This window comes from Streptomyces marianii (assembly GCF_005795905.1).
Taxonomy (GTDB): Bacteria; Actinomycetota; Actinomycetes; order Streptomycetales; family Streptomycetaceae; genus Streptomyces; species Streptomyces marianii.
Window position 1 is genome coordinate 1,611,600 of sequence record NZ_VAWE01000001.1, and the last position, 18,736, is coordinate 1,630,335.

Here is an 18,736-nt window from a genome sequence, read left to right on the forward strand (position 1 = left end):
GCCGTCCGGTCACCCGCACCTGACGGAACCAGACGGAACCAAAAAGGGGAGGGAACACCATGTCGGAACCGGCGGATTTCGTCGCCCGGCTGCGTGCGGAGCGGCAGGACTTGGGACGCAAGGAGGCCCTGCGTCGCGACGGGGAGCATCGGCGGCGCAAGGCGATGCTCTTGGCTGGCGCCGCCGCCCTGGTGCTCGGCGGCTTCGGGGCCTGGCTGGCCGGGGCCACCGCCGGGGAGCGGCCGGAGAGCGAGCCGTACGCGCCATTGATGCTGGACGAGGCCATGTGGCCCGACAAGTGGCCAGCCACAGTCAGGCTTCCGTTCCGGGGTTCACCCGCGGCCAGCTGGTCGAACGGAGCCGACGGGATCGTACTCCCGGAGGCGAACGCCGTCGGCGGGCTGACTCCGTCGCAGGTAGGCGACGCGCTGCGCAATACCAAGGAACTGCTGGTCGAGGCCAACCTCACGGCTGGCACGCTGCAGGGACTGAGTCCCACGCGGGCGCTGAACCTGCTAGATCCGCACGATCACGACAAGAGCGAGCTGGAGGACACCTTCCAGCACCCGCGCGACGGCCACAGCCCGCTTCAGATGTTCACCCGCTTCGACCCCCAGGAGGTTCGCGTCCACGGGGACGTCATCAAGACGCGGGGAACGATGACGTACGAGGTCTCCGCCTCGGGGGAGCTTCTGGTGCACGCCGACTACACCTTCGTGTACCCGGTCGTGAAGGCCAAGGGCGGTCTGGAAGTGGTGCCGGGGGCCGAGGAAGTGGCCCGGGTGATCGTGCGGCGCCAGCTGACCCTCGTGTCAAGAGACGGGAAGCTCAATCCACGCGAGTATGTGCGGCAGATCGGCAATGACGACTGCCGGGAGCCGAAAGACGGGTTCATCCACCCGCTCTTCTCTCAGGAGGCGGCCAAGGCACCGAAGTGGGCCCCTGTGGATCCCTACGACACCAGCAAGGACATCCAGGCAAACTCTAGCAACTGCTCTATACCCACCCAGACCTGACAACCTGCCCGGACCCGATCCCTCCAAGGCCGCACCGCGGCGCAACTTTTCACCGCAGTACTGCCGAGCGCTCTAGTTGACCAAGCAGGCCGACTAAGAAGTCATCTCATTTGGCGAACCTGCGGTAGCAGATGAGGGTGCAGGCGATGCTGGTGAAGGCAAGGAAGTGCTCGGCTTTGCGTTCGTAGCGTCGGTGGAGGCGTCGGCAGGTGGCGAGCCAGGCCATGGTGCGCTCAACGGTCCAACGGTGGCGGCCCAGCCGCTGCGAAGACTCGATCCCCTTGCGGGCAATGCGGTGCGTGATGCCGCGCGCGCGTAACCATCGCCGCAGGTGGGAGTAGTCGTAGCCTTTGTCGGCGTGCAGCTTGTCCGGCCTGCGTCGCCGACGCCCTCGGCGGGAGCGGATCGGTGGTATGCCCTTCACCAGGGGGATCAGAGCCTGGCTGTCGTGCAGGTTCGCCCCCGAGATTCCGATAGACAGGGGCAGACCGGTCCGTTCGGTGATCAAGTGGATCTTCGAGCCGTACTTGCCCCGGTCCACAGGATTCGGACCCGTCAGGTCCCCCTTTTCAGGGCCCGCATGTTCACCGAGTCGATCGCGCAGCGGGACCAGTCCAACTCACCGCGGGAGCCGAGCTCGTCGAGGACCAGGCGGTGGAGTTTCGCCCACACCCTGGCCTTCGTCCACTCGGAAAAGCGGCGGTGAGCCGTCGCCCCCGACGGCCCGAACGACGCGGACGGCAACTGCTGCCACGTGCAGCCCAATGTGGCCACGAACACGATCGCAGCCAGCACCTCCCGGTCACCGTGCCGGCCGGCCACCACCCTGAGGCCGCGACGACGCCTCTGGCACCACCCGCTGGAACAGCTCCCACAACTCGTCCGGCACCAGCCGCTCAACGATCTCCGTCACGACCCGAAGTTTACCGAGCCAACCAAATGAGATGAATTCTAAAGCGTGTTGCAGAAGGCTGTGATCTGGCAGGTCAGGGCCTGGTTCCGACAGTTCTGTTCATGCGGCCAGGATGAGGTTGTGCGTGTGGGCGACGGCGCGGACTGCATGGTGGAGACCGTCGCCGTGCCGCCGCCAGTCCCGGAGGATCTTGTAGTGCTTCATGCGGGCGAAGGCGTGCTCGACACGGGCGCGGACCCTGCGGTGCTCGGCGTTGTCTTCCTCCTCGCTGGCCAGGAGCGGCCCGCCGGGGCGTTTGCGGTGCGGGACGACGAGTCCGGTGTTGATGTACGCACCGTCGCCCAGGACGGTGATGCCTTCACACTGCTCGGCCAGGCCGGAATCCCGCCACGCCTTCGCATCGGAGGTGGTGCCGGGCGCCGGCCGGGCCGCGGCAACCACGAGTTTCGTGTCGGCGTCGATGATGACCTGCACGTTTGCCGAGAACCGGTAGTTGCGCGAGGAGGCTCCGACCTTACGGTCGCGGACGGGAACCAAGGTGCCGTCCACGATCCAGAACCGATCCGCGGCGTCGGCGGGGCGAGCGGCCAGCTCGAGGGCGAGCAGGGGCCGCAGCCGCTGGATGACCCAGCACACCGTCGCCGACGAGATCCTGAACAGCGGCGCGAGCTGCCGCATCGTGAGGTTCGTGCGGTAGTAGACGGCCACCAGCAGGACCCGGTCCGCCAGCGGCAGGCACCACGGCCGGCCGCCACCGGGACGGTTTTTTCGCCCCGCTGCACCACCTTCAACAGACGTTCAAACTGCCGCATCCGCAACCCCCCACCCGCCGCGGCCGTCGTCCGCTGACGTTGCCCGTCAGCGTTGCCGTCAAACCGCTGGGAGCCCCACCAAGTCACGCTTCGGTGGGGCTCCAGGGCGACTCTGTTGCTGAATTGCCTGCAGAGGCACGGGCAGGTCGGCATGATCGTTGGTGCGGTCGTTCTGTCTGCTCCGGCCGCAGGGGGTTGGCGCGGTGTCCATGCGGCCGGGGGGATTGCCGTCCATTCCTGAACAGACGGCCAGAACGGCCCGTGCGGCCTTCCCTGGTGGGAGCCTGCCCATGCGCGTGCGTGACCACCTTGCCGAGGTTTTCGACGACGCGTTGTTCACCGATGCGTTTCCCGATCGTGGGGCTCCCGCCCAGTCTCCGGCCCTGCTCGCGCTGGTGACGGTGCTGCAGTTCACGGAGAACCTGACCGACCGGCAGGCGGCGGACGCGTCGCGGGATCGCCTGTCGTGGAAATACGCGCTGGGCGCGGAGCTCTCCGATGCAGGCTTCGACTTCTCCGCGCTGTCGAAGTTCCGTGCCCGGCTGGTCGGGCACGGCCTGGAGCGGACACTCTTCGACAGGCTCGTCGAGCACTGCCGCGAGGCCGGGCTGATCAAGGCCGGTGGCAAGCAGCGCACGGACTCCACCCATGTGATCAGCGCGGTCCGTGACCTGAACCGGACCGAGCTGGCCGGGGAGAGTGTGCGGGCCGCTCTGGAGGCGCTGGCGGTGGCGGCGCCGTCCTGGCTGGCCGGCGTGATCGACGTCGCCGAGTTCGCCGAACGCTACGGGCCGCGCGTGGATGGCTGGACGATGCCGGGCTCGAAGACCAAGCGGGACCGGCTTGCCCAGGTCTTCGGCCAGGACGCGCTGGTCCTGTGCCGGGCGGCCTGGTCCGATACCGCGCCGGTGTGGGTCCGCGAGATCGAGGCGGTGGCCCTCCTGCGGCAGGTCATGGTGCAGACCTACATCATCCGTACCGATGGCCGGGGACGGGAGGTGATCAAGAAGCGGGACGCCGACGACAGCGGGGTCCCGCCCGGCCATATCCGCCTGGCCTCCCCGTACGACCCCGACGCCCGCTGGTCGGCCAAGGGCGACGACCTGTTCTGGCTCGGATACAAGGTCCACCTCACCGAGACCTGCGACACCCTCCCCGAAGCCGAAGCCGAAGCCGAAGCCGAAGCCGAAGCCGAAGCCGAAGCCGAAGCCGTGAGGCTTCCATTACGGCTGATCACGGATGTCCACACCACCGAGGCGACCGTTCCGGACGTCAAGGCCACCGCGCCCATCCAGCAGAACCTGGCCGAGCGGCAGGTCGCACCGGGCGAGCACTACCTCGACTCCGGATACCCCTCCGTCGACCTGGTCGTGGAAGCGGCGGGCCGGGGCATCGGCATGGTCACCCCGCTCCTGGCCGACCACTCCCCGCAGGCCAAGGCCGCCGAGGGCTTCGCCAAGAGCGCCTTCCGCGTCGACTGGAAGGCCCGCCAGGTCCACTGTCCCCAGGGGGCCACCAGCGCCGGCTGGTACCCGGTCACCCAGCACCGACGAGACGCCATCGTGATCGAATTCGCCCGAGCCGACTGCCGTCCCTGTCCCTCCCGGACCAACTGCACCAGCTCGGTCCGCGGTACCCGCATGCTCACCCTGCGTCCCCGTGAACTCCACGAACGCACCACCACAGCCAGAACCGAACAGGACACCGAGTCCTGGAGGGCCAAGTACGCCCTCCGCGCCGGCATCGAGAGCACCGTCAACCAGGCCCTCGACGTCACCGGCATCCGCCAGGCCCGCTACCGCGGGCTACCGAAAGTCACCCTCCAACACGCCTTCTCCGCCACCGCCCTCAACATCGTCCGCCTCGACGCCTGGTGGACCACCAACCCACTACGCAAGCCCCGCACCAGCCGACTGCAGCGCCTCAGCCACCAACTCGCCGGCTGAAGGATTCAGCAACAGAGTCCAGGGCTCCGGCAAAGTCGTTGATCATGCTGTCAGGAGCAGGTTGATGGGGCGGCCGGTGTCGCGGGCGTGATGGCGTAGGGCGGCGGCGATGTTGTGGTGTCCGGCCAGGCGGAGCAGGGTGGTCACGGTGTTGCGCAGGGTGGCCGTGATGCGGGGTGCGTTGCCGGTGCGGATCTGGGAGCGGTCTTCGTCGAAGGTGACGTCGCGGACCCAGTGCAGGCGGTTCTCGATCTCCCAGTGTGACTGCACCCATGCGGCCAGGATGGCGGGCGGTGCGGTGCGGGCGTCCGCGCTGGTGATCAGGTAGACGATCTCGACGGTCCGTTTGCCCTTCCTGGTGACGGTGCGCCGCAGTTGGGCGACCTGCGCAGCGGCCGTGAACTCGACCCGGATTCATCGGCTTCTCCCTGCTGGCAGCCGGCCTCTGCGACACGCTGGACCTGGGCGACGTGAACCCCGATGCCGGGGCCGCCGTGGGGCGGACCATCGAAGCGAACGGCCTCCACGGAAAGGTCCGCTTCCACCTGTCCGACGGGTTCAGCCAGGTGCCCGATGACCTGCGCTGGGATCTGATGGTGGGCAACCCGCCGCACGTCAACGCGGTCGCGGCCGCCTCGGACTACCAGCGCAGCCACTCCCCGCTCATCTGGAAAGACACCGACTGGGCCATTCACCGCAGCTTCTACGCCAAGGCAGCGCAGCGGCTACGGCCCGGCGGCTCCGTCGTCATCCAAGAGAACCACCGGTTCTCCGCCCCGGAGGACTTCACAGAGATGGCCGAGGAGTCCGGCCTGGAGGTCGTCGGAGCCTTCGAGTGCGGGGCCGGCTACGAGGACTACTACTTCCTGTGGTCCCGGCTGCCCGCGCACGACGACCAATGCAAGCACACTTCATGACACCGCAAGGAGAGACGGCACCATGTTGCGTTCCATGATGAAGTCCAAGATCCACCGGGCGACCGTGACCCAGGCGGACCTTCACTACGTCGGTTCGGTCACCGTGAGCGCCGACCTGATGGAGGCGGCCGACCTGCTCCCCGGCGAGCAGGTCGACATCGTGGACATCGACAACGGCGCGCGGCTCACCACATACGTCATCGAAGGTCCCCGCGATTCCGGGGTCATAGGCATCAACGGCGCTGCCGCCCGCCTGATCAGTCCCGGAGATCTGGTCATCCTCATCGCCTACGGGATGGTGGCGGAGGACGAGGCCCGGACTCTCAGGCCTCGGGTGGTCTTCGTGGACGAGCACAACAGGGTGGTGAGCCAGGGTCACGAACCCGCAGACGTTCCGGACGGCTTCGGCCTGCGGTCCGGCAGCCGGGTGTCCTCGTAGCGGTCGGCCGATTACCAACGAGGGAAGGACATACGGCACATGAACCCTATGATCACGTGGATATACGAGTCCGAGGACGCGGATCCGACAGAGGTGGAGGCATTCGAGCGCAGCATCACGCAGCGCTACTCGGTGCTTTCCCGGCCCCGCGGCCTTGACTTCCGGGTGATCAGAGCAGCGGAGCTGGTGCCGTCCTCCGTGGGCAGGCCAGTCCTGCGCTACCGCGGCGAGGACCTGCTGGAGCAGCGGCAGTGCTACATCGTCGAAGACATGGCCACCCAACCACAGGGCGGCCAGGCGCTGCGCGCCATCTACCGCACCGTCCAGGCCAGCAGTTCGGTCCTGCTCAACCGCTCGTTCGACGGCCCCGACTACCTGGAGCGTGACAAGCTCGCACAACTCCAGCACGCCGGCGCGCTGGGCATCCCGACCACGGGAACCATCACGGTGCCGTCCGGCAAGTACGCCCGCCGGGCGATCGCCGAAGTGCGGCGTGAACTCGGCGACGGCCCCTACATCGTCAAGCCGCGCGAGATGACCGGCGGTTACGGCGTGCTGCGGGTCGACTCCGATCAGCAGCTGGCGGCGACGATCGACATCGTCGCCCAAACCGGGGCCGGATACATCGTGCAGCCGCTGATCCCGCACTACGGCGACATGCGTGTGTTCGTCGCCGACGGCAAGGTCGTGTCCTCTCTGACCCGCCGCCCCCGCCCCGGGGGCTACCTGGCGAGCGTCAGCCAGGGAGGGACCATAGAGGTGAACCAGGACCACCTGCAGGTCGCTGACTTCTGCAGTCGTATGGCACAGGACCTGCGAGCCGAATGGATGTGCGTCGACTGGCTGATGACCGACTCCGGTCCCGTGCTCAACGAGTGGAGCACGGCCCATGGCGGCTTCACCATGATGCCGGAGCCGGAACTCGGCAAGGTCGCCGACGCCTTCTTCGGCTGGATCCGTGGGCGACTGGACGCGGAGGTAGCCCGCCGTTGAGCAGAGGCGTTCCCCCTGGCAGCGTATGACAGGGCCCCACACGGTCCGCGCCGCACCTGCCGGTGAGCAGGGCGGCGCGGACCGTTCTCCGCTGCTGGTCTACGCCTTCGGAGCGGGGCTCACAAGCCCGCCCAGGCGTACCGCCCAGACGACCACGGCGGCGAGAGCGATCGCGATGACGGCCGTGGCCATCCCGGCCTTGATGCCGACGGACACGGTGATGCTGCTGGCCACCAGCGCGCCGAGCGGCACGCCCAGACCCGAGGACAGCATCCGGCGGGTGGTGTTGACCCGGCCCTGAAGTTCGGCCGGCGTCACCTCCTGGGAGTAGGTCATCGTGTTCACCAAGACGATGAGGTAGGCCGTTCCCCACACCGTCAGGGCCACCAGCGCGACCCGCCAGTCGGAGGTGAGCACGACGACGAGGCCGAGGAGCGCCCCGACCGGCAGCACCCACAGCAGCAGGGGGAAGGCGTCGAAGCGGCGCCGAAGCCGAGGCAGCAGCAGCGACCCGCCGATGCCTCCGGCGCTCCAGGCCATGTAGAGCAGGCCGATCCGCCCGTCCGAGCCGTGGATGCCCAGCCCCCGGTCGGCGAAGACGACCAGCTGACCGACGATCGCGCCGCCGGAGAACGACTGGAGGGTGCCGACCACGGTCATGATCCGCAGTGTGGGGTGACCGGCCAGGAAGCGGAGGCCTTGGCCGATGGATTCCTTGAAACCCGGCCTCTTGGCGTCCGAGGGCGCGGACCTGCGCGGGACACCGGTGACCGCCCTGATGAAGAGCGCCGAGACGACGAAGGTCAGGGCGTCGAGCGCGAGCGTACCGGCGGGGCGGAAGAGCATGATGAGGCCGCCCGCGAGAGCGTTTCCGGCGATGCGGACGACGGTCTCCGCACCGTAGATCGCACTGTTGGCGCGGGCCAGGCTGTCCTTGCCGACGATGTCCGGGACGAACCCGTAGACGCCCGCGTCGAAGAAGAGGGCGAGCGTGGACGACAGGAACGCCACCACGACGACATGCCCCGCCGTCAGCACTCCCATGGCCCAGGCCAACGGTATGGAGCCCAGGCACAGAGCGTTGAGCCAGTCAGCCGCGATCATCAGGGTGCGCCGGTCCACACGGTCCGCGACCGCGCCCGCGATCAGGCCGAAGGCCAGGTAGGGCAGCGTTCCAGCGGCTGCGACGAGGGCGACCAGCAGGGGCGATCTGCTTTCCTCGAAGACCAGGACGGGGAGCACGACGGTGGTGACGGCGGACCCGAGGCCGGAAACAGCACGGGAAAGCCAGAAGTTTCGAAATCCAGCGACGCGGCGGAGGGGAACAGTCTGTGAAGTCGACATCTCGTTATGTGTTTCATTCCTGCAGTGGCGAAATCGTGCGATCGTGAGAACCGGTCGGGTCGGCTTGCGTCAGCTGGTCACGTTGCCTCCTGCGCAAGGTGCCTGAGCACGTCCGGCAGGGGCCCCGGGTGCAGCACGTGCAGGCTCTGACCGGCCCGGGTCAGCGCCACGTAGAGGTCGCTGAGGCCTCGCGCGGAGCCGTCCAGGATTCCCTGGGGATCTGCCACCACGACGGAGTCGAACTCCAGCCCCTTGACCTGCCGAACGTTCAGGACGACGACGCCCTGTTCGAGGTCGGCGTCCGCGCCCCAGGAGGTGCCGGGGATCTCTGCGGCGACGGCGGTGGCGAGCCGTTCCAGCGTGGCGGAGGGAACGATCACGGCAACACGGCCGCCCTCGCCGCCCCGCGCCGCCTCGGCCGCGACCGCGGCGAGTCGGGCCGGGAACTCTTGGGTGGTGGTGCGTTCGCACCGCGGCGGTGCCGCTCCGTCGCGTACCGCACGTGCCGGTGCGAGGTCCGCGGCGATTGCCTCGAGTACCGGTCTGGAGGCTGACACGATCTCGGCGGGGGTGCGGTAGTTGACCGTGAGATCCTCCCGCCGCCAGCGCGTCCCGAAGAACGGTTCGAGGGCCTGCTGCCAGGATGTCGAGCCGGCGGCGTCGCTGGACTGCGCGGCATCCCCGACGATGGTGAAGGAGCGGGTGGGGCAGCGGCGAACCAGCAGGCGCCACGTCATCGGCGACACATCCTGCGCCTCGTCGGCGATGACGTGGCCGAAGACCCAGGACCGGTCGGCCGCCGCCCGCTCCGCGACGGTGCGCAGATCGGCCGCCCCGTGCCATTCGGCAAGCTGTTCGGCGGTGACCAGGTCGGCGGCGTTCAGCTGCGCGCCTGCGCCCGCGGTCCCGTCCTCACCGTGAGAGGCGCGCGCGATGTCCAGGACGCCTTGGGCGTAGTCGCGCTGGGCGGCCCGCCGGGCCGCCGCCCGCTCGGTCTCGGCACGGTCGTCGAAGCCGAGCAGTTCGGCCGCCTCATCGAGGAGGGACACGTCGGAGAGGGTCCAGGGCGCCGTCGGCTCACGCAGCAGCAGCGCCCGCTCGGCCTCGGTGAGCTGCGGGGCCGCTTCGGCAAGGCGGTCGGGGTCGGTGAACAGCTCGGTCAGCAGTCCTTCCGGAGTGAGGACGGGCCACAGTGAGTCCATCAGCTTGCGGGCCACCGGGTCGTGGGGCAGCTTGTCCAGCCAGTCGGCCTTGCGCTCGGCGAACTCGATGGGCTCCTGTGCCCGGATGTCGTAAACGGACACGTCTTCCCCGAACACACTGGCCAGATCCTTTCCCACGGCGCGTTCCAGGGCTTCGACGTCGACCTGGTCGGCCAGGACCTCTTCGAAGCCGGCTTCGATGTCGCCGATTACACGGGCGAGCCGGCCGGCCAGTTCGTCGAAGACGGCCTCACGGAACGCGGGGCGGGCGAGGTTGTGCTGGACCCCGCCCTCGGTGGCCCGGGCCGCCGCGTCGGCCAGGAACCTGCGCGTCAGCCGGATGAGCTCACCACCGATCGCCACGTCGACGGGGCCCGTGACGGCCGCCTGCCGGGCCCGTACGGCTGTCTCCAGGACATCGGCCATGACCAGGCGGCCCTTGATCTCGGCGGCGCCGGGGTGGTCCTCGGCACGCGCCAGGACGCCGGGGTACAGCCCACCGACGGACGACAGCAGCACACTGGTCTCGCCGAGGCCGGGCAGGACCTGGCCGATGTAGTCGAGGAAGACGGAGTTGGGACCTACGACCAGGACACCGCTCCGCTCCAGGCGCTGGTGGGTGTAGAGCAGGTAGGCGGCGCGGTGCAGGGCCACGACGGTCTTTCCGGTGCCCGGACTGCCCTGGACGACCATGACACCCGCGTGCGGCGAGCGAACGATGCGGTCCTGCTCGGCCTGGAGGGTGGCGACGGCGTCCTGCATCCGGCCCGTCTTGCTCTGCCGCAGGGCGGCCAGCAGCGCGGCTTCACCGGAGAGCTGGATGTCGTCGGGGACGGTCGACACGTCGGCGAACAACTCGTCGTCCACGCGCAGTACGCGGCGGTTCCGCGTGTGCAGGTGGCGGCGCAGCCGTACGCCTTGGGGAGCCGCCGCGGTGGCGGTGTAGAACGGCCGGGCGGCAGGGGCGCGCCAGTCGATGAGAAGAGGGTCGTCGTCCGGCTCGGCACCGGGTACGCCGATCCGGCCGATGTAGAGCCGGTCGCCGGTCATTCGGTCGAGCCGACCGAAGCAGAGGCCGTTCTCGGCGGCGTCCAGCGCGGCCAGTCGCCGGGTGAGCCGTTCTGCCGTGGCCCCGCGCTCCACCTGCCCCTGAGCGGTGCCGGTGGACTCGCGTAGCACGATGCGCAGTTCCCGGGCGATGTGCTCACGCAGGACCCCCACCTGCTGGTGGAGCAGGTCCAGGCGATCCTGTTCGCGTTCCCTATCCGCTTGCTGGGCTGGTCGCTCCAGCGAAGAAGACGTCATAGAGGACTCCATGGCAAAGGGACCGGCGTGCGCCGTGGCGCCCGTCGGCCTGGCGTGCCGCAGTGAGGCTGCGGTCGGGACAGGTGGTTCCTCGTCACCGGCATACGGTCGGTGACGATCGTGAAAACGGTCGACGTCTGGCCCCGCCAACGGCGGGGTCAGACGTCGACCGAAGAAGACCGCGGTTCCCCTTGCTCAGGGGAGGAGGTCGTTGTGCTGGTGCGCGTCGGCGCTGTTGTCTGCCGGGGTGTACCCGTCAGCGGGGGTACCCGGGAGCACGGATCTGGAGCAGACCGGAGCAGGAGCGCGATGTGCGGGCTCCCCGCGTATCCGCCGACACTCGGGCGGACAGGGTGGTCATGCCCCTCGCTGCACCTTGAGCAACTAGTCCAAAGATCGTGGACTGCGAGGAACTATAGCAGGTTTCGACGAGATCAGGACATGTCAATCCCCTCAGAACCGGCATCCCTCGCGACGCCGTCCTCCCCCTCCTGCGGAGACAGGAACGAACGCACCTTCGGGTCAGCCCCCGGCCCCTCGTCGTCCAGCGGTCTCCATGGAGTGTCTCCCACGGCGGCAACCGCAAGTAGTCGATCGAAACTCCGCTAATGGAACGTCCGTGATCAGTAGAAGTTTGCAGCTTCTGTCACATTGCGTCACCGGGCTGGGAATGGACTTCCCGACTGATACACATAACCCGTTGGTGTCATGCGTCAGGAACTCGTGCGAATTTCACACGTGTTGCGCACGAGCGGCTGCCGGGTCGAAGAGGTGTGGTGTCGGACAATCGCGAATCCCTTCACCGGGCCGGACACGGTGTGCTCTCACTCGCCCTGGCCCAGTGCCGGACCGACAGAACCACCACGGCTCTTCGGGTGCGCGGCCGGCCCGGCGGGGTGTTCCATCTACAGCAAGGAAGCGTGGTCGCGGTCGAGAGTCCGGGAGCCCCCGGGGTCGAGGCACTCCTGCTGCGCTCCGGCCGGGTGAGCGAGGCGGGCTGGGCAGAGCTGTTCCCCTCGCGGACCGCCCCGGAGAACCCGGATGCCGGACTCATCGCCCGCGGGCACATAGGCGCGGCCGAGCTTCAGGTCGTCATCGCGATGGCACTGCAGGACGCGGTATTCGCCGTCGTCGCGGGAGACATGACCGACTGCGCCGCGGCCCACGACGGCCCGGAGGTCCCGGTAGCGCGCGGCGAGGATCCACTGCGGCTGCTGGACACCGCCGCCAGGAAGCTCGCAGGACTCGCCGCGCTGCCCTGCGCCGTCCTGCCCGACCGCGAGCGGGTGGTCGCCGGGCACGGTGTCAGCGGCGCGGCGGAGGAACTGGCGCCGCACAGGCGGGAGATCCTCTTCCTCGCCGACGGCCGGCGCACCCCACGGGACATCGCCTTCGCGCTCGGCCGCGGCGTTTACGGCGTGACCGTCGAGGTGTCCCGCATGCTCGGTGAGGGGCTGCTGGAGCGGGCCACGCACGGTGCGGAGGCGATCGGCGTGCCCAAGGTCTGGGCGGAGCGCGCCCCGGTGCCACGCAGTGCGGCCGCCCCCGGGAACGTCGTGCACGGCGTTGAGGCCCTCCCCCGCCGCACCCCCGGAGCCAGTGGGTTCAGGTCGAAGACTCTCGTCGCGGAGGAATCCGCAGCGAGCTGGAAAGGGCTCTTTCGGTTCAGGAGCCGTACCCGGGAAGCGGAATTCAGGGTCGCCGACTCCTGAAGCCCCGGGGAATCATGCACACGCGCGAGGAGGTATATGAATGGATCACGAGGCGTTGGCCGGTGAGATGAAAGGACTTCGTGACCAGATATCAGGAATTACCGACACGGTGATCGCCGCGGTGGACGGAATACTCATCGCGGCCGACACGGAGGACGGTATCGAACCCAACGAACTCGCCGCGCTCGCCGCGGCCAGTATGGGTATCGCCCAGCGTACGGCAGCGGCCACCGGCCGCGGTCCTCTGCGGCGCACGGTGGCTTGTGGAAGCAGGGGCTGCGCCGCGGTCTACCCGGTGGGTGACACGGCCCTGATGGTGGTCCTCGGTGACGAAGGACTCGCCGTCGAGCAACTGCACCTGGAGTCCCAGCCGATGCTGAAGCGCATCGGAGCCATCCTCTCCGAAGGGAACTGACGAAACATGGCCACGAAGCGCATCACGGGGTTCTCGGACCAGATCATGGCTCTGGTGAAGGCACTGAGGTCCGAGACTCCCGACTGTGTCGCGGCCGGTGTCGTCGACATGGCGACGGGCATGCTCCTGTCCTACGAGACCGTCGACACACACCCCACAGAGGTCCTGGACCTGCTTGCGGGAGCGACTCTGGACCTGTTCCAGGGGCGCACGGTGCTGATGATCGAGGACGTGTTCAAGGAGCGGCGGGGGGTTCAGAATGATCAGCACTATTTCCAGGAGATCCTGGTGAACAGTGAGAATCTGACCCACTTGTTCATCCGGATGAACGACAGTCAGGACGTCGTCGCGGTGGCGGTGTGCCGCAAGTCGGTGAACGTGGGCATGCTCTTCGCCCAGGCCAGGCGCGTGATGAAGGAATACGGCGGGATCTGAGCCCCGGGAGGATCCGGGGGCCCGGCCTCCGGATCGTCACTGCCGTCTGCTTGGACAGCCCTTTGGCGCCGGTGACGGCCCACGGGTCCGCTGCCGGCGTTCGGCGCCCGCCCCGAAGGACCGGCTTCCCGCCGGGCGGCGGCCGAGGAGGGCGCCGGCCGGCTCACCTTCCTCCGCTCCCTCGTCGCCCGCGGCCTGACCGGTGTACAACTCGTCGTCGAAACGTCGCACCCGGGACGCGCACCGCGACGCGGAGCGCGGACGGTCCGCCCTCCGAAGCCGGCAGCCTGCCGACCGCAGCTCTCCCGGACGTGGTTCCGGCGTCCCGGCCGCCGCGAGGGCCCGCGGAGACCGAACGCACCGGGGCCGCCCCGCCCTCTCGGGGGGCGGCCCCGGTGCGAATGCGCGGTCGGAGCGCTCGCCGGTCAGGCGACCGCGTCGGGAGCCGGACCCACCAGTTCCTCCAGGACGTCCTCCATGGTGACGAAGCCGATGACGGTGCCCTTGGTGCCGGTGACGGCGGCGAGATGGGTGCCGGCGCCCCGCATGGCGGTCATGGTGTCGTCGAGGGGGGTGTCGATGGCGACCTTGATGATGGGGTGGAGGGCCGTGCGCGGGAAGGGCTTCGTGCGGTCGGCGGCGCCGAGCGCGTCCTTGATGTGCAGGTAGCCCAGGATCGCACCGCTCTCCGCGACCACCGGAAGGCGGGAGAACCGGTTGGCGACGGAGGCCTTTTCCAGGCCCTGGGGGGTGATTCCGGCGCCGACGGTGAGCATCTTGTTGAGCGGCACCATCACCTCGCCGACCGGCCGGGTGCCCAGTTCCAGCGCGTCCTGCAGTCGCTCGCCGTCCTCCGGTTCGAGGAGCCCGGCCGCGCTGGAGTCCTTGACCAGGCGGGCCAGTTCGTCGTCGGTGAAGACCGAGGCGACCTCGTCCTTCGGCTCGACCCTCAGCAGTCGCAGGAGGGCGTTGGCGAAGGCGTTGATACCGAAGACCACCGGTCGCAGGGCCCGGGTCAGCGCCACCAGCGGGGGGCCAAGGAGCAGCGCGGTCGGCGCCGGGGCGGCGAGGGCGATGTTCTTCGGGACCATCTCGCCGACGAGCATGTGCAGATACGTCGCCAGCGTCAGCGCGATGACGAACGCGATCGGGTGGATCAGCGCCGCCGGGACGCCGATGGCGTGGAACGGGGGCTCCAGCAGATGGGCGATGGCCGGTTCGGCGACGGCACCCAGCACCAGCGACGACACGGTGATGCCGAGCTGGGCCGTGGCCATCATCGCGGACAGGTGCTCGATGCCCCAGAGGGTGGTCCGGGCACGCCGGTTGCCCTTGACCGCGGCCGGCTCGATCTGGCTGCGGCGCACGGAGATCAGGGCGAACTCGGCTCCGACGAAGAAGGCGTTGGTGACGAGGGTGAACGCACCGATCAGCAGCTGGAGGGTGGTCATCGGGTCTCCTCCGCGCTCTGCGCCACGGTGACGGGGGCGGTGATGCGGACACGGTCGGCACGGTGGTGCTCGGTGTGGAGCACGGCGAGCCGCCAGCCGTCGACGTCGAGGCGGTCGGCGGTGGTCGGAATGCGCTCCAGGCGCATGGCGATCAGTCCCGCCAGGGTCTCGTACGGGCCGTCGGGCGCGACGAAGCCGATCTCCCGGAGCTGGTCGATACGGACGCTGCCGTCGGCGTGCCACACCGGACGGCCGTCGAGCGCGGGCTCGGCGGGCGCCAGGTCGGGCGTCTCGTGGGGGTCGTGCTCGTCGCGGACCTCGCCGACGACCTCCTCGACGATGTCCTCGACGGTGGCGACACCCGCGGTGCCCCCGTACTCGTCGATGATCACGGCCATGGTGCGGGCCCTGCGCAGCCGGCCGAGGAGCTTGTCCACGGGCAGCGAGTGCGGCACCAGCAGGGGCGCAGTGGCCAGGTCGGCTATCGGTGTGAGCGGCCTCTTGTCCTCGTCGAGGGCGAGGACGTCGCGGATGTGCACGGTGCCGATGACCTCGTCGAGGCTGCCCCGGTAGACCGGGAACCGGGACAGACCGGTGGCGAGGGTGAGGTTCGCCGCGTCGGTCGCCGTGGTCTGCACTGCGAGGGCGCGGACGTCGACGCGGGGTGTCATGACGTTCTCCGCGGTCAGCTCGCCCAGGTGCAGGGTGCGGACGAACAGCTCGGCCGAGTCGGCCTCGATGGCGCCCTCCCGGGCCGAGTGCCGCGCGAGCGCGATCAGTTCCTCCGGGGTACGGGCCGACGCCAGCTCCTCGGCGGGCTCCAGCCCGAAGCGGCGCACGATCCGGTTCGCGGTGTTGTTCAGGTGGTGGATCAGCGGTCCGAAGGCGGCGGTGAAGCCGCGCTGCGGCCCGGCCACGACCCTGGCCACGGCGAGCGGGCGCGAGATCGCCCAGTTCTTGGGCACGAGCTCGCCGACCACCATCAGGACGACGGTCGAGATCGCGACGCCGAGCAGTGTCGACACGGTCGGGACGGCGCCGGAGGGCAGTCCCACCGCCTCAAGCGGGCCGCGCAGCAGGGCCGAGACCGACGATTCCGCGAGCATGCCGATCACCAGCGAGGTCACGGTGATGCCCAGCTGGGCACCGGACAGCTGGAGGGTGAGGCGTTTCACGGCCTTGAGGGCGCTCTCGGCGCCCCGGTCGCCGGCCCGCGCCGCCCGCTCCAGCTCACCGCGTTCGACGGTGGTGAGGGAGAACTCGGCCGCGACGAAGACGGCACAGGCAAGCGTGAGCGCCAGGGCGACGAGCAGCAGGAGCACTTCGGTCACCGTGCCACCTCCCGGCCCTCGGAGAACGGCGGGCGGGACGGGGCACGGCTGGGACTGGGAGGTTCACCCATTGCGGGTCTACTGCTCCTTCGTGGCTCGGTGGACCGGGATCGGCCCTGTTGGGGTCATGGTCGGGACAGTGTCCGCCGAACCATGGTAAAGGAGGGGTAAAGCAGCTGACCATTCCCTTTGCACTGGCCAACCGTGGCGTTTTCGGCCGTTCCGGGGCCACCCCCGTGTGCGCGGGCCGCGGCGAGAGCTCCGCTCCTATGCTTCTACATGCGTGTAGACAACGCCAAGGGCGGTACGGGATGTTCCCGCGCTGCGGGATGTTCCCGGCGACGAGGAGCGATGCCCACGGGCCCACCCCGTCCGTCCGTGCGGCATCCGCCGCGTCGTCCCGCAGGAACCCCGCACACGAAGGAGTGAACGCCACGATGGTGTTCAAGCGACTGCTCGGTTCGATCGGCGTCGGAGGCCCGGCCGTCGACACGGTCCTCGCCCCCGGAGCCGTCCCGCCCGGCGGCAGCCTCACCGGCGAGGTCCGGCTCGAGGGCGGGGACACCGCCTTCGAGATCGAGCACATCACCCTGGAGTTCGTCGCCCGCGTCGAAGCGGAGACCGAGGAGACCGACGAAGGGGAGCATGAGGCGGAGGTCGCCTTCGAGCGGATCACGGTGGGCGGCGGGTTCCGGCTCGACCCGGGCGCGCGGCACGTCGTCCCCTTCGCGGTGACGGTGCCCTGGGAGACGCCGCTGACCGAGCTGCACGGGCAGGCGCTCGGCGTCGTGCTCGGTGTGCGCACGGAGCTCGGCGTGGCCGGCGCCCGGGACAAGAGCGACCTGGACCTGCTGGCCGTGCGGCCGCTCCCGGTGCAGGAAGCGGTCCTGGAGGCGTTCGGGCAACTCGGCTTCGGCTTCCGGTCCGCCGATCTCGAGTACGGGCACATCGGGGGGACGGGGCAGTCGCTGCCCTTCTACCAGGAGATCGAGCTCACCCCGCCCCCGCAGCACACCCAGGCGGTCGACGAGGTCGAGGTGACCTTCCTCGCCGGACCCGGCCGGGTGGAGGTGGTCCTCGAGGCGGGCGGGCGCGGAGGGCTGTTCGCGGGCGGGCACGACGCACTGACCCGCTTCGACGTCGCCCACGAAGAGGCCGGCGACACGGACTGGAACGCCAGGGTCGGCACCTGGCTGCACCATCTGCTGGAGCACCGCTCCGGCCCCGCCGCGCACGGGCCGCACGGGGGCGACGCCACCCACGGCCTGGCCCACGGCAGCGGGCACGAGGACCACCACCACACCGATCGTCACGGCCACCACCACGGCGGGCACCACGGACCCGGCACGGGCGCCGCCGTGGCCGTCGGCGCGGCGGGCCTGGCCGTCGGCGCGGGCATCGTCGGCGCGGAGGTGGTGGACGAGATCGGCGACGCCCTCGAGGACGAGGGCCCGGACGGGAGCGACGCGGAAGGCGAGGGCGAGGAGGACTGACGGCACGGCGGGCCCTCCCGTGCCCGCGCCACGGCTTGCGGGGAATCAAGGCGTTGCTTCCCTGCAAGCCCTCACAGCGGCGTCGCGGCCTTCAGCACCAGGAACAGCACCACTGCCGAGTTCGCCGACGACAGCGCGGACACCGCCGCCCCCGCCGCGGCGGTCCAGAGCGCCACACCCGCGGCGGTGAAGGCGGGCGGCCAGGTCCCGGCGGGCGGCACCGGCCCCAGCAGAGCGGCGACCCTCCGCGGCACGGGTCCCGTGGCGAAACCGGCCGCAAGCGGGAACGGGGCGCCCCGGGACACCAGGCCCGCCTTGCCGACCGCCCTGGCCGTCACGCGCCGGTCGCCGATCACCCCGGCGGCCTCCTCGTCCGCCCAGCGCTCCGCGCAGTAGACGACGGCGGTGCGCAGGGGGCGCAGGAACGGATTGGCGCGGGAGGCCAGCCGGGCCGCGAGGAGATGGCGGTGGTGGCCCGCGGCCAGATGCGCGCGCTCGTGCGCGAACAGGGCGCGGCGCTCACGCGAGTCGAGACGGGCCAGCATGCCGGTGGACACCACGATCCGGCCGCGCACCGGGCCCCGGCCGCCGGGCAGGGCGTAGGCGTACGGCGAGTCGTCGGGCAGCACCGCGACGGGGGACGGCGGCAGCCCCTCCAGGGCGCGCTCCGCCCGGCGCCGGACGCGGTGGTGCCGCCACACCGTACGGACCGCGGCCGCCGCCACGGCGACCAGTGCGGGGATGGCGGCCTTGCCGACGACCTCGTCGTACGGGACCGCCTCGCGCACCGCGGCGTCGGACCAGGTGTCCGGCAGCGGGTTGCCCGGCAGTTGCGCGGTACCCACCACCATGATGAGGGCGAGGCAGAGGGTGCTGCACAGGGCCATCAGGGCGCCGACCCCGGCCAGGAGACGCGTGGCGGTGCGGGGGTGCAGATGCTGCTCGGCGAGGCGTGCGATCGGCCAGGCCGTCAGGGGCAGCACCAGCGGCAGGAAGACGAAGACGCCCACCC

The 18,736-nt window shown here is 69.9% G+C and carries 15 protein-coding genes and 2 pseudogenes; 9 read left to right on the forward strand and 8 right to left on the reverse strand.

Going from position 1 to position 18,736, the window contains the following annotated elements:
• Positions 1 to 59: 59 nt before the first annotated feature.
• Entirely contained in the window at positions 60 to 1,016 is a 957-nt protein-coding gene (locus FEF34_RS07160; protein WP_138052378.1) for a hypothetical protein, read from the forward strand.
• A 106-nt stretch (positions 1,017 to 1,122) separates the two neighbouring features.
• Here FEF34_RS07160 and FEF34_RS07165 read toward each other — a convergent pair.
• Positions 1,123 to 1,920, reverse strand: a pseudogene (locus FEF34_RS07165) (IS5 family transposase).
• 108 nt (positions 1,921 to 2,028) lie between these two features.
• A pseudogene (locus FEF34_RS07170) lies at positions 2,029 to 2,741 on the reverse strand (transposase family protein).
• A gap of 209 nt (positions 2,742 to 2,950) precedes the next feature.
• Here FEF34_RS07170 and FEF34_RS07175 point away from each other — a divergent pair.
• Positions 2,951 to 4,687 carry an IS1182 family transposase gene (locus FEF34_RS07175; RefSeq protein WP_138057341.1) on the forward strand — a complete coding sequence of 579 codons (1,737 nt, stop codon included), beginning with the start codon at positions 2,951 to 2,953 and terminating at the stop codon, positions 4,685 to 4,687.
• 42 nt (positions 4,688 to 4,729) lie between these two features.
• On the opposite strand, the gene FEF34_RS07180 is transcribed toward FEF34_RS07175, so the two are convergent.
• On the reverse strand, positions 4,730 to 5,101 hold the full coding sequence (locus FEF34_RS07180) for an ISAs1 family transposase (protein ID WP_407698344.1): 372 nt from the start codon (positions 5,099 to 5,101) through the stop codon (positions 4,730 to 4,732).
• Positions 5,102 to 5,157: 56 nt separating this feature from the next.
• Between FEF34_RS07180 and FEF34_RS07185 the strand changes: the two genes are divergently transcribed.
• From FEF34_RS07185 to FEF34_RS07195, 3 genes are read left to right on the forward strand one after another with little or no spacing between them, the layout of a single operon-like run.
• Positions 5,158 to 5,604, forward strand: a complete 447-nt coding sequence (locus tag FEF34_RS07185) for a class I SAM-dependent methyltransferase (RefSeq protein WP_234042310.1) — start codon at positions 5,158 to 5,160, stop codon at positions 5,602 to 5,604.
• Positions 5,605 to 5,626: 22 nt separating this feature from the next.
• Entirely contained in the window at positions 5,627 to 6,043 is a 417-nt protein-coding gene (panD, locus tag FEF34_RS07190; RefSeq protein WP_138052380.1) for an aspartate 1-decarboxylase, read from the forward strand.
• Between the two features lie 39 nt (positions 6,044 to 6,082).
• Positions 6,083 to 7,036, forward strand: coding sequence for an ATP-grasp domain-containing protein (locus FEF34_RS07195; RefSeq protein WP_138052381.1), 954 nt, complete (start codon positions 6,083 to 6,085; stop codon positions 7,034 to 7,036).
• 99 nt (positions 7,037 to 7,135) lie between these two features.
• Here FEF34_RS07195 and FEF34_RS07200 read toward each other — a convergent pair whose 3' ends face one another.
• Entirely contained in the window at positions 7,136 to 8,380 is a 1,245-nt protein-coding gene (locus FEF34_RS07200; RefSeq protein ID WP_138052382.1) for an MFS transporter, read from the reverse strand.
• A gap of 77 nt (positions 8,381 to 8,457) precedes the next feature.
• Positions 8,458 to 10,887 (reverse strand): HelD family protein, encoded by a 2,430-nt coding sequence (locus tag FEF34_RS07205; protein ID WP_138052383.1) that lies wholly within the window; start codon positions 10,885 to 10,887, stop codon positions 8,458 to 8,460.
• 920 nt (positions 10,888 to 11,807) lie between these two features.
• Between FEF34_RS07205 and FEF34_RS07210 the strand changes: the two genes are divergently transcribed.
• The 3 genes from FEF34_RS07210 to FEF34_RS07220 are packed head-to-tail and all read left to right on the forward strand — an operon-like array spanning position 11,808 to position 13,449.
• Positions 11,808 to 12,599 (forward strand): MarR family transcriptional regulator, encoded by a 792-nt coding sequence (locus FEF34_RS07210; RefSeq protein WP_199800647.1) that lies wholly within the window; start codon positions 11,808 to 11,810, stop codon positions 12,597 to 12,599.
• A gap of 40 nt (positions 12,600 to 12,639) precedes the next feature.
• The gene (locus FEF34_RS07215) at positions 12,640 to 13,014 is read left to right on the forward strand and encodes a roadblock/LC7 domain-containing protein (RefSeq protein ID WP_138052385.1); all 375 of its coding nucleotides are present in this window, start codon (positions 12,640 to 12,642) and stop codon (positions 13,012 to 13,014) included.
• A gap of 6 nt (positions 13,015 to 13,020) precedes the next feature.
• Entirely contained in the window at positions 13,021 to 13,449 is a 429-nt protein-coding gene (locus tag FEF34_RS07220; RefSeq protein WP_138052386.1) for a hypothetical protein, read from the forward strand.
• A 425-nt stretch (positions 13,450 to 13,874) separates the two neighbouring features.
• Here FEF34_RS07220 and FEF34_RS07225 read toward each other — a convergent pair whose 3' ends face one another.
• Both FEF34_RS07225 and FEF34_RS07230 read right to left on the reverse strand, forming a co-directional pair.
• Positions 13,875 to 14,900: a hemolysin family protein gene (locus tag FEF34_RS07225; protein ID WP_138052387.1), complete on the reverse strand. Its 1,026-nt coding sequence runs from the start codon at positions 14,898 to 14,900 to the stop codon at positions 13,875 to 13,877.
• Positions 14,897 to 16,231: a hemolysin family protein gene (locus FEF34_RS07230; RefSeq protein ID WP_138052388.1), complete on the reverse strand. Its 1,335-nt coding sequence runs from the start codon at positions 16,229 to 16,231 to the stop codon at positions 14,897 to 14,899. The genes FEF34_RS07225 and FEF34_RS07230 overlap by 4 nt, the downstream gene beginning before the upstream one ends.
• A 437-nt stretch (positions 16,232 to 16,668) precedes the next feature.
• Between FEF34_RS07230 and FEF34_RS07235 the strand changes: the two genes are divergently transcribed.
• Positions 16,669 to 17,724 carry a sporulation protein gene (locus FEF34_RS07235; RefSeq protein ID WP_138052389.1) on the forward strand — a complete coding sequence of 352 codons (1,056 nt, stop codon included), beginning with the start codon at positions 16,669 to 16,671 and terminating at the stop codon, positions 17,722 to 17,724.
• Between the two features lie 71 nt (positions 17,725 to 17,795).
• On the opposite strand, the gene FEF34_RS07240 is transcribed toward FEF34_RS07235, so the two are convergent.
• Positions 17,796 to 18,734 carry a M56 family metallopeptidase gene (locus FEF34_RS07240; protein ID WP_138052390.1) on the reverse strand — a complete coding sequence of 313 codons (939 nt, stop codon included), beginning with the start codon at positions 18,732 to 18,734 and terminating at the stop codon, positions 17,796 to 17,798.
• Positions 18,735 to 18,736 lie beyond the last annotated feature (2 nt).

Bases quoted from the DNA above. Each gene is read 5' to 3' on its own strand.
- FEF34_RS07160 (WP_138052378.1), top strand. From the start codon at position 60: ATGTCGGAACCGGCGGATTTCGTCGCCCGGCTGCGTGCGGAGCGGCAG.
- FEF34_RS07200 (WP_138052382.1), bottom strand. From the start codon at position 8,380: ATGTCGACTTCACAGACTGTTCCCCTCCGCCGCGTCGCTGGATTTCGA.
- FEF34_RS07220 (WP_138052386.1), top strand. From the start codon at position 13,021: ATGGCCACGAAGCGCATCACGGGGTTCTCGGACCAGATCATGGCTCTG.
- FEF34_RS07205 (WP_138052383.1), bottom strand. From the start codon at position 10,887: ATGACGTCTTCTTCGCTGGAGCGACCAGCCCAGCAAGCGGATAGGGAA.
- FEF34_RS07175 (WP_138057341.1), top strand. From the start codon at position 2,951: ATGCGGCCGGGGGGATTGCCGTCCATTCCTGAACAGACGGCCAGAACG.
- FEF34_RS07225 (WP_138052387.1), bottom strand. From the start codon at position 14,900: ATGACCACCCTCCAGCTGCTGATCGGTGCGTTCACCCTCGTCACCAAC.
- FEF34_RS07215 (WP_138052385.1), top strand. From the start codon at position 12,640: ATGGATCACGAGGCGTTGGCCGGTGAGATGAAAGGACTTCGTGACCAG.
- FEF34_RS07235 (WP_138052389.1), top strand. From the start codon at position 16,669: ATGGTGTTCAAGCGACTGCTCGGTTCGATCGGCGTCGGAGGCCCGGCC.
- FEF34_RS07195 (WP_138052381.1), top strand. From the start codon at position 6,083: ATGAACCCTATGATCACGTGGATATACGAGTCCGAGGACGCGGATCCG.
- panD (WP_138052380.1), top strand. From the start codon at position 5,627: ATGTTGCGTTCCATGATGAAGTCCAAGATCCACCGGGCGACCGTGACC.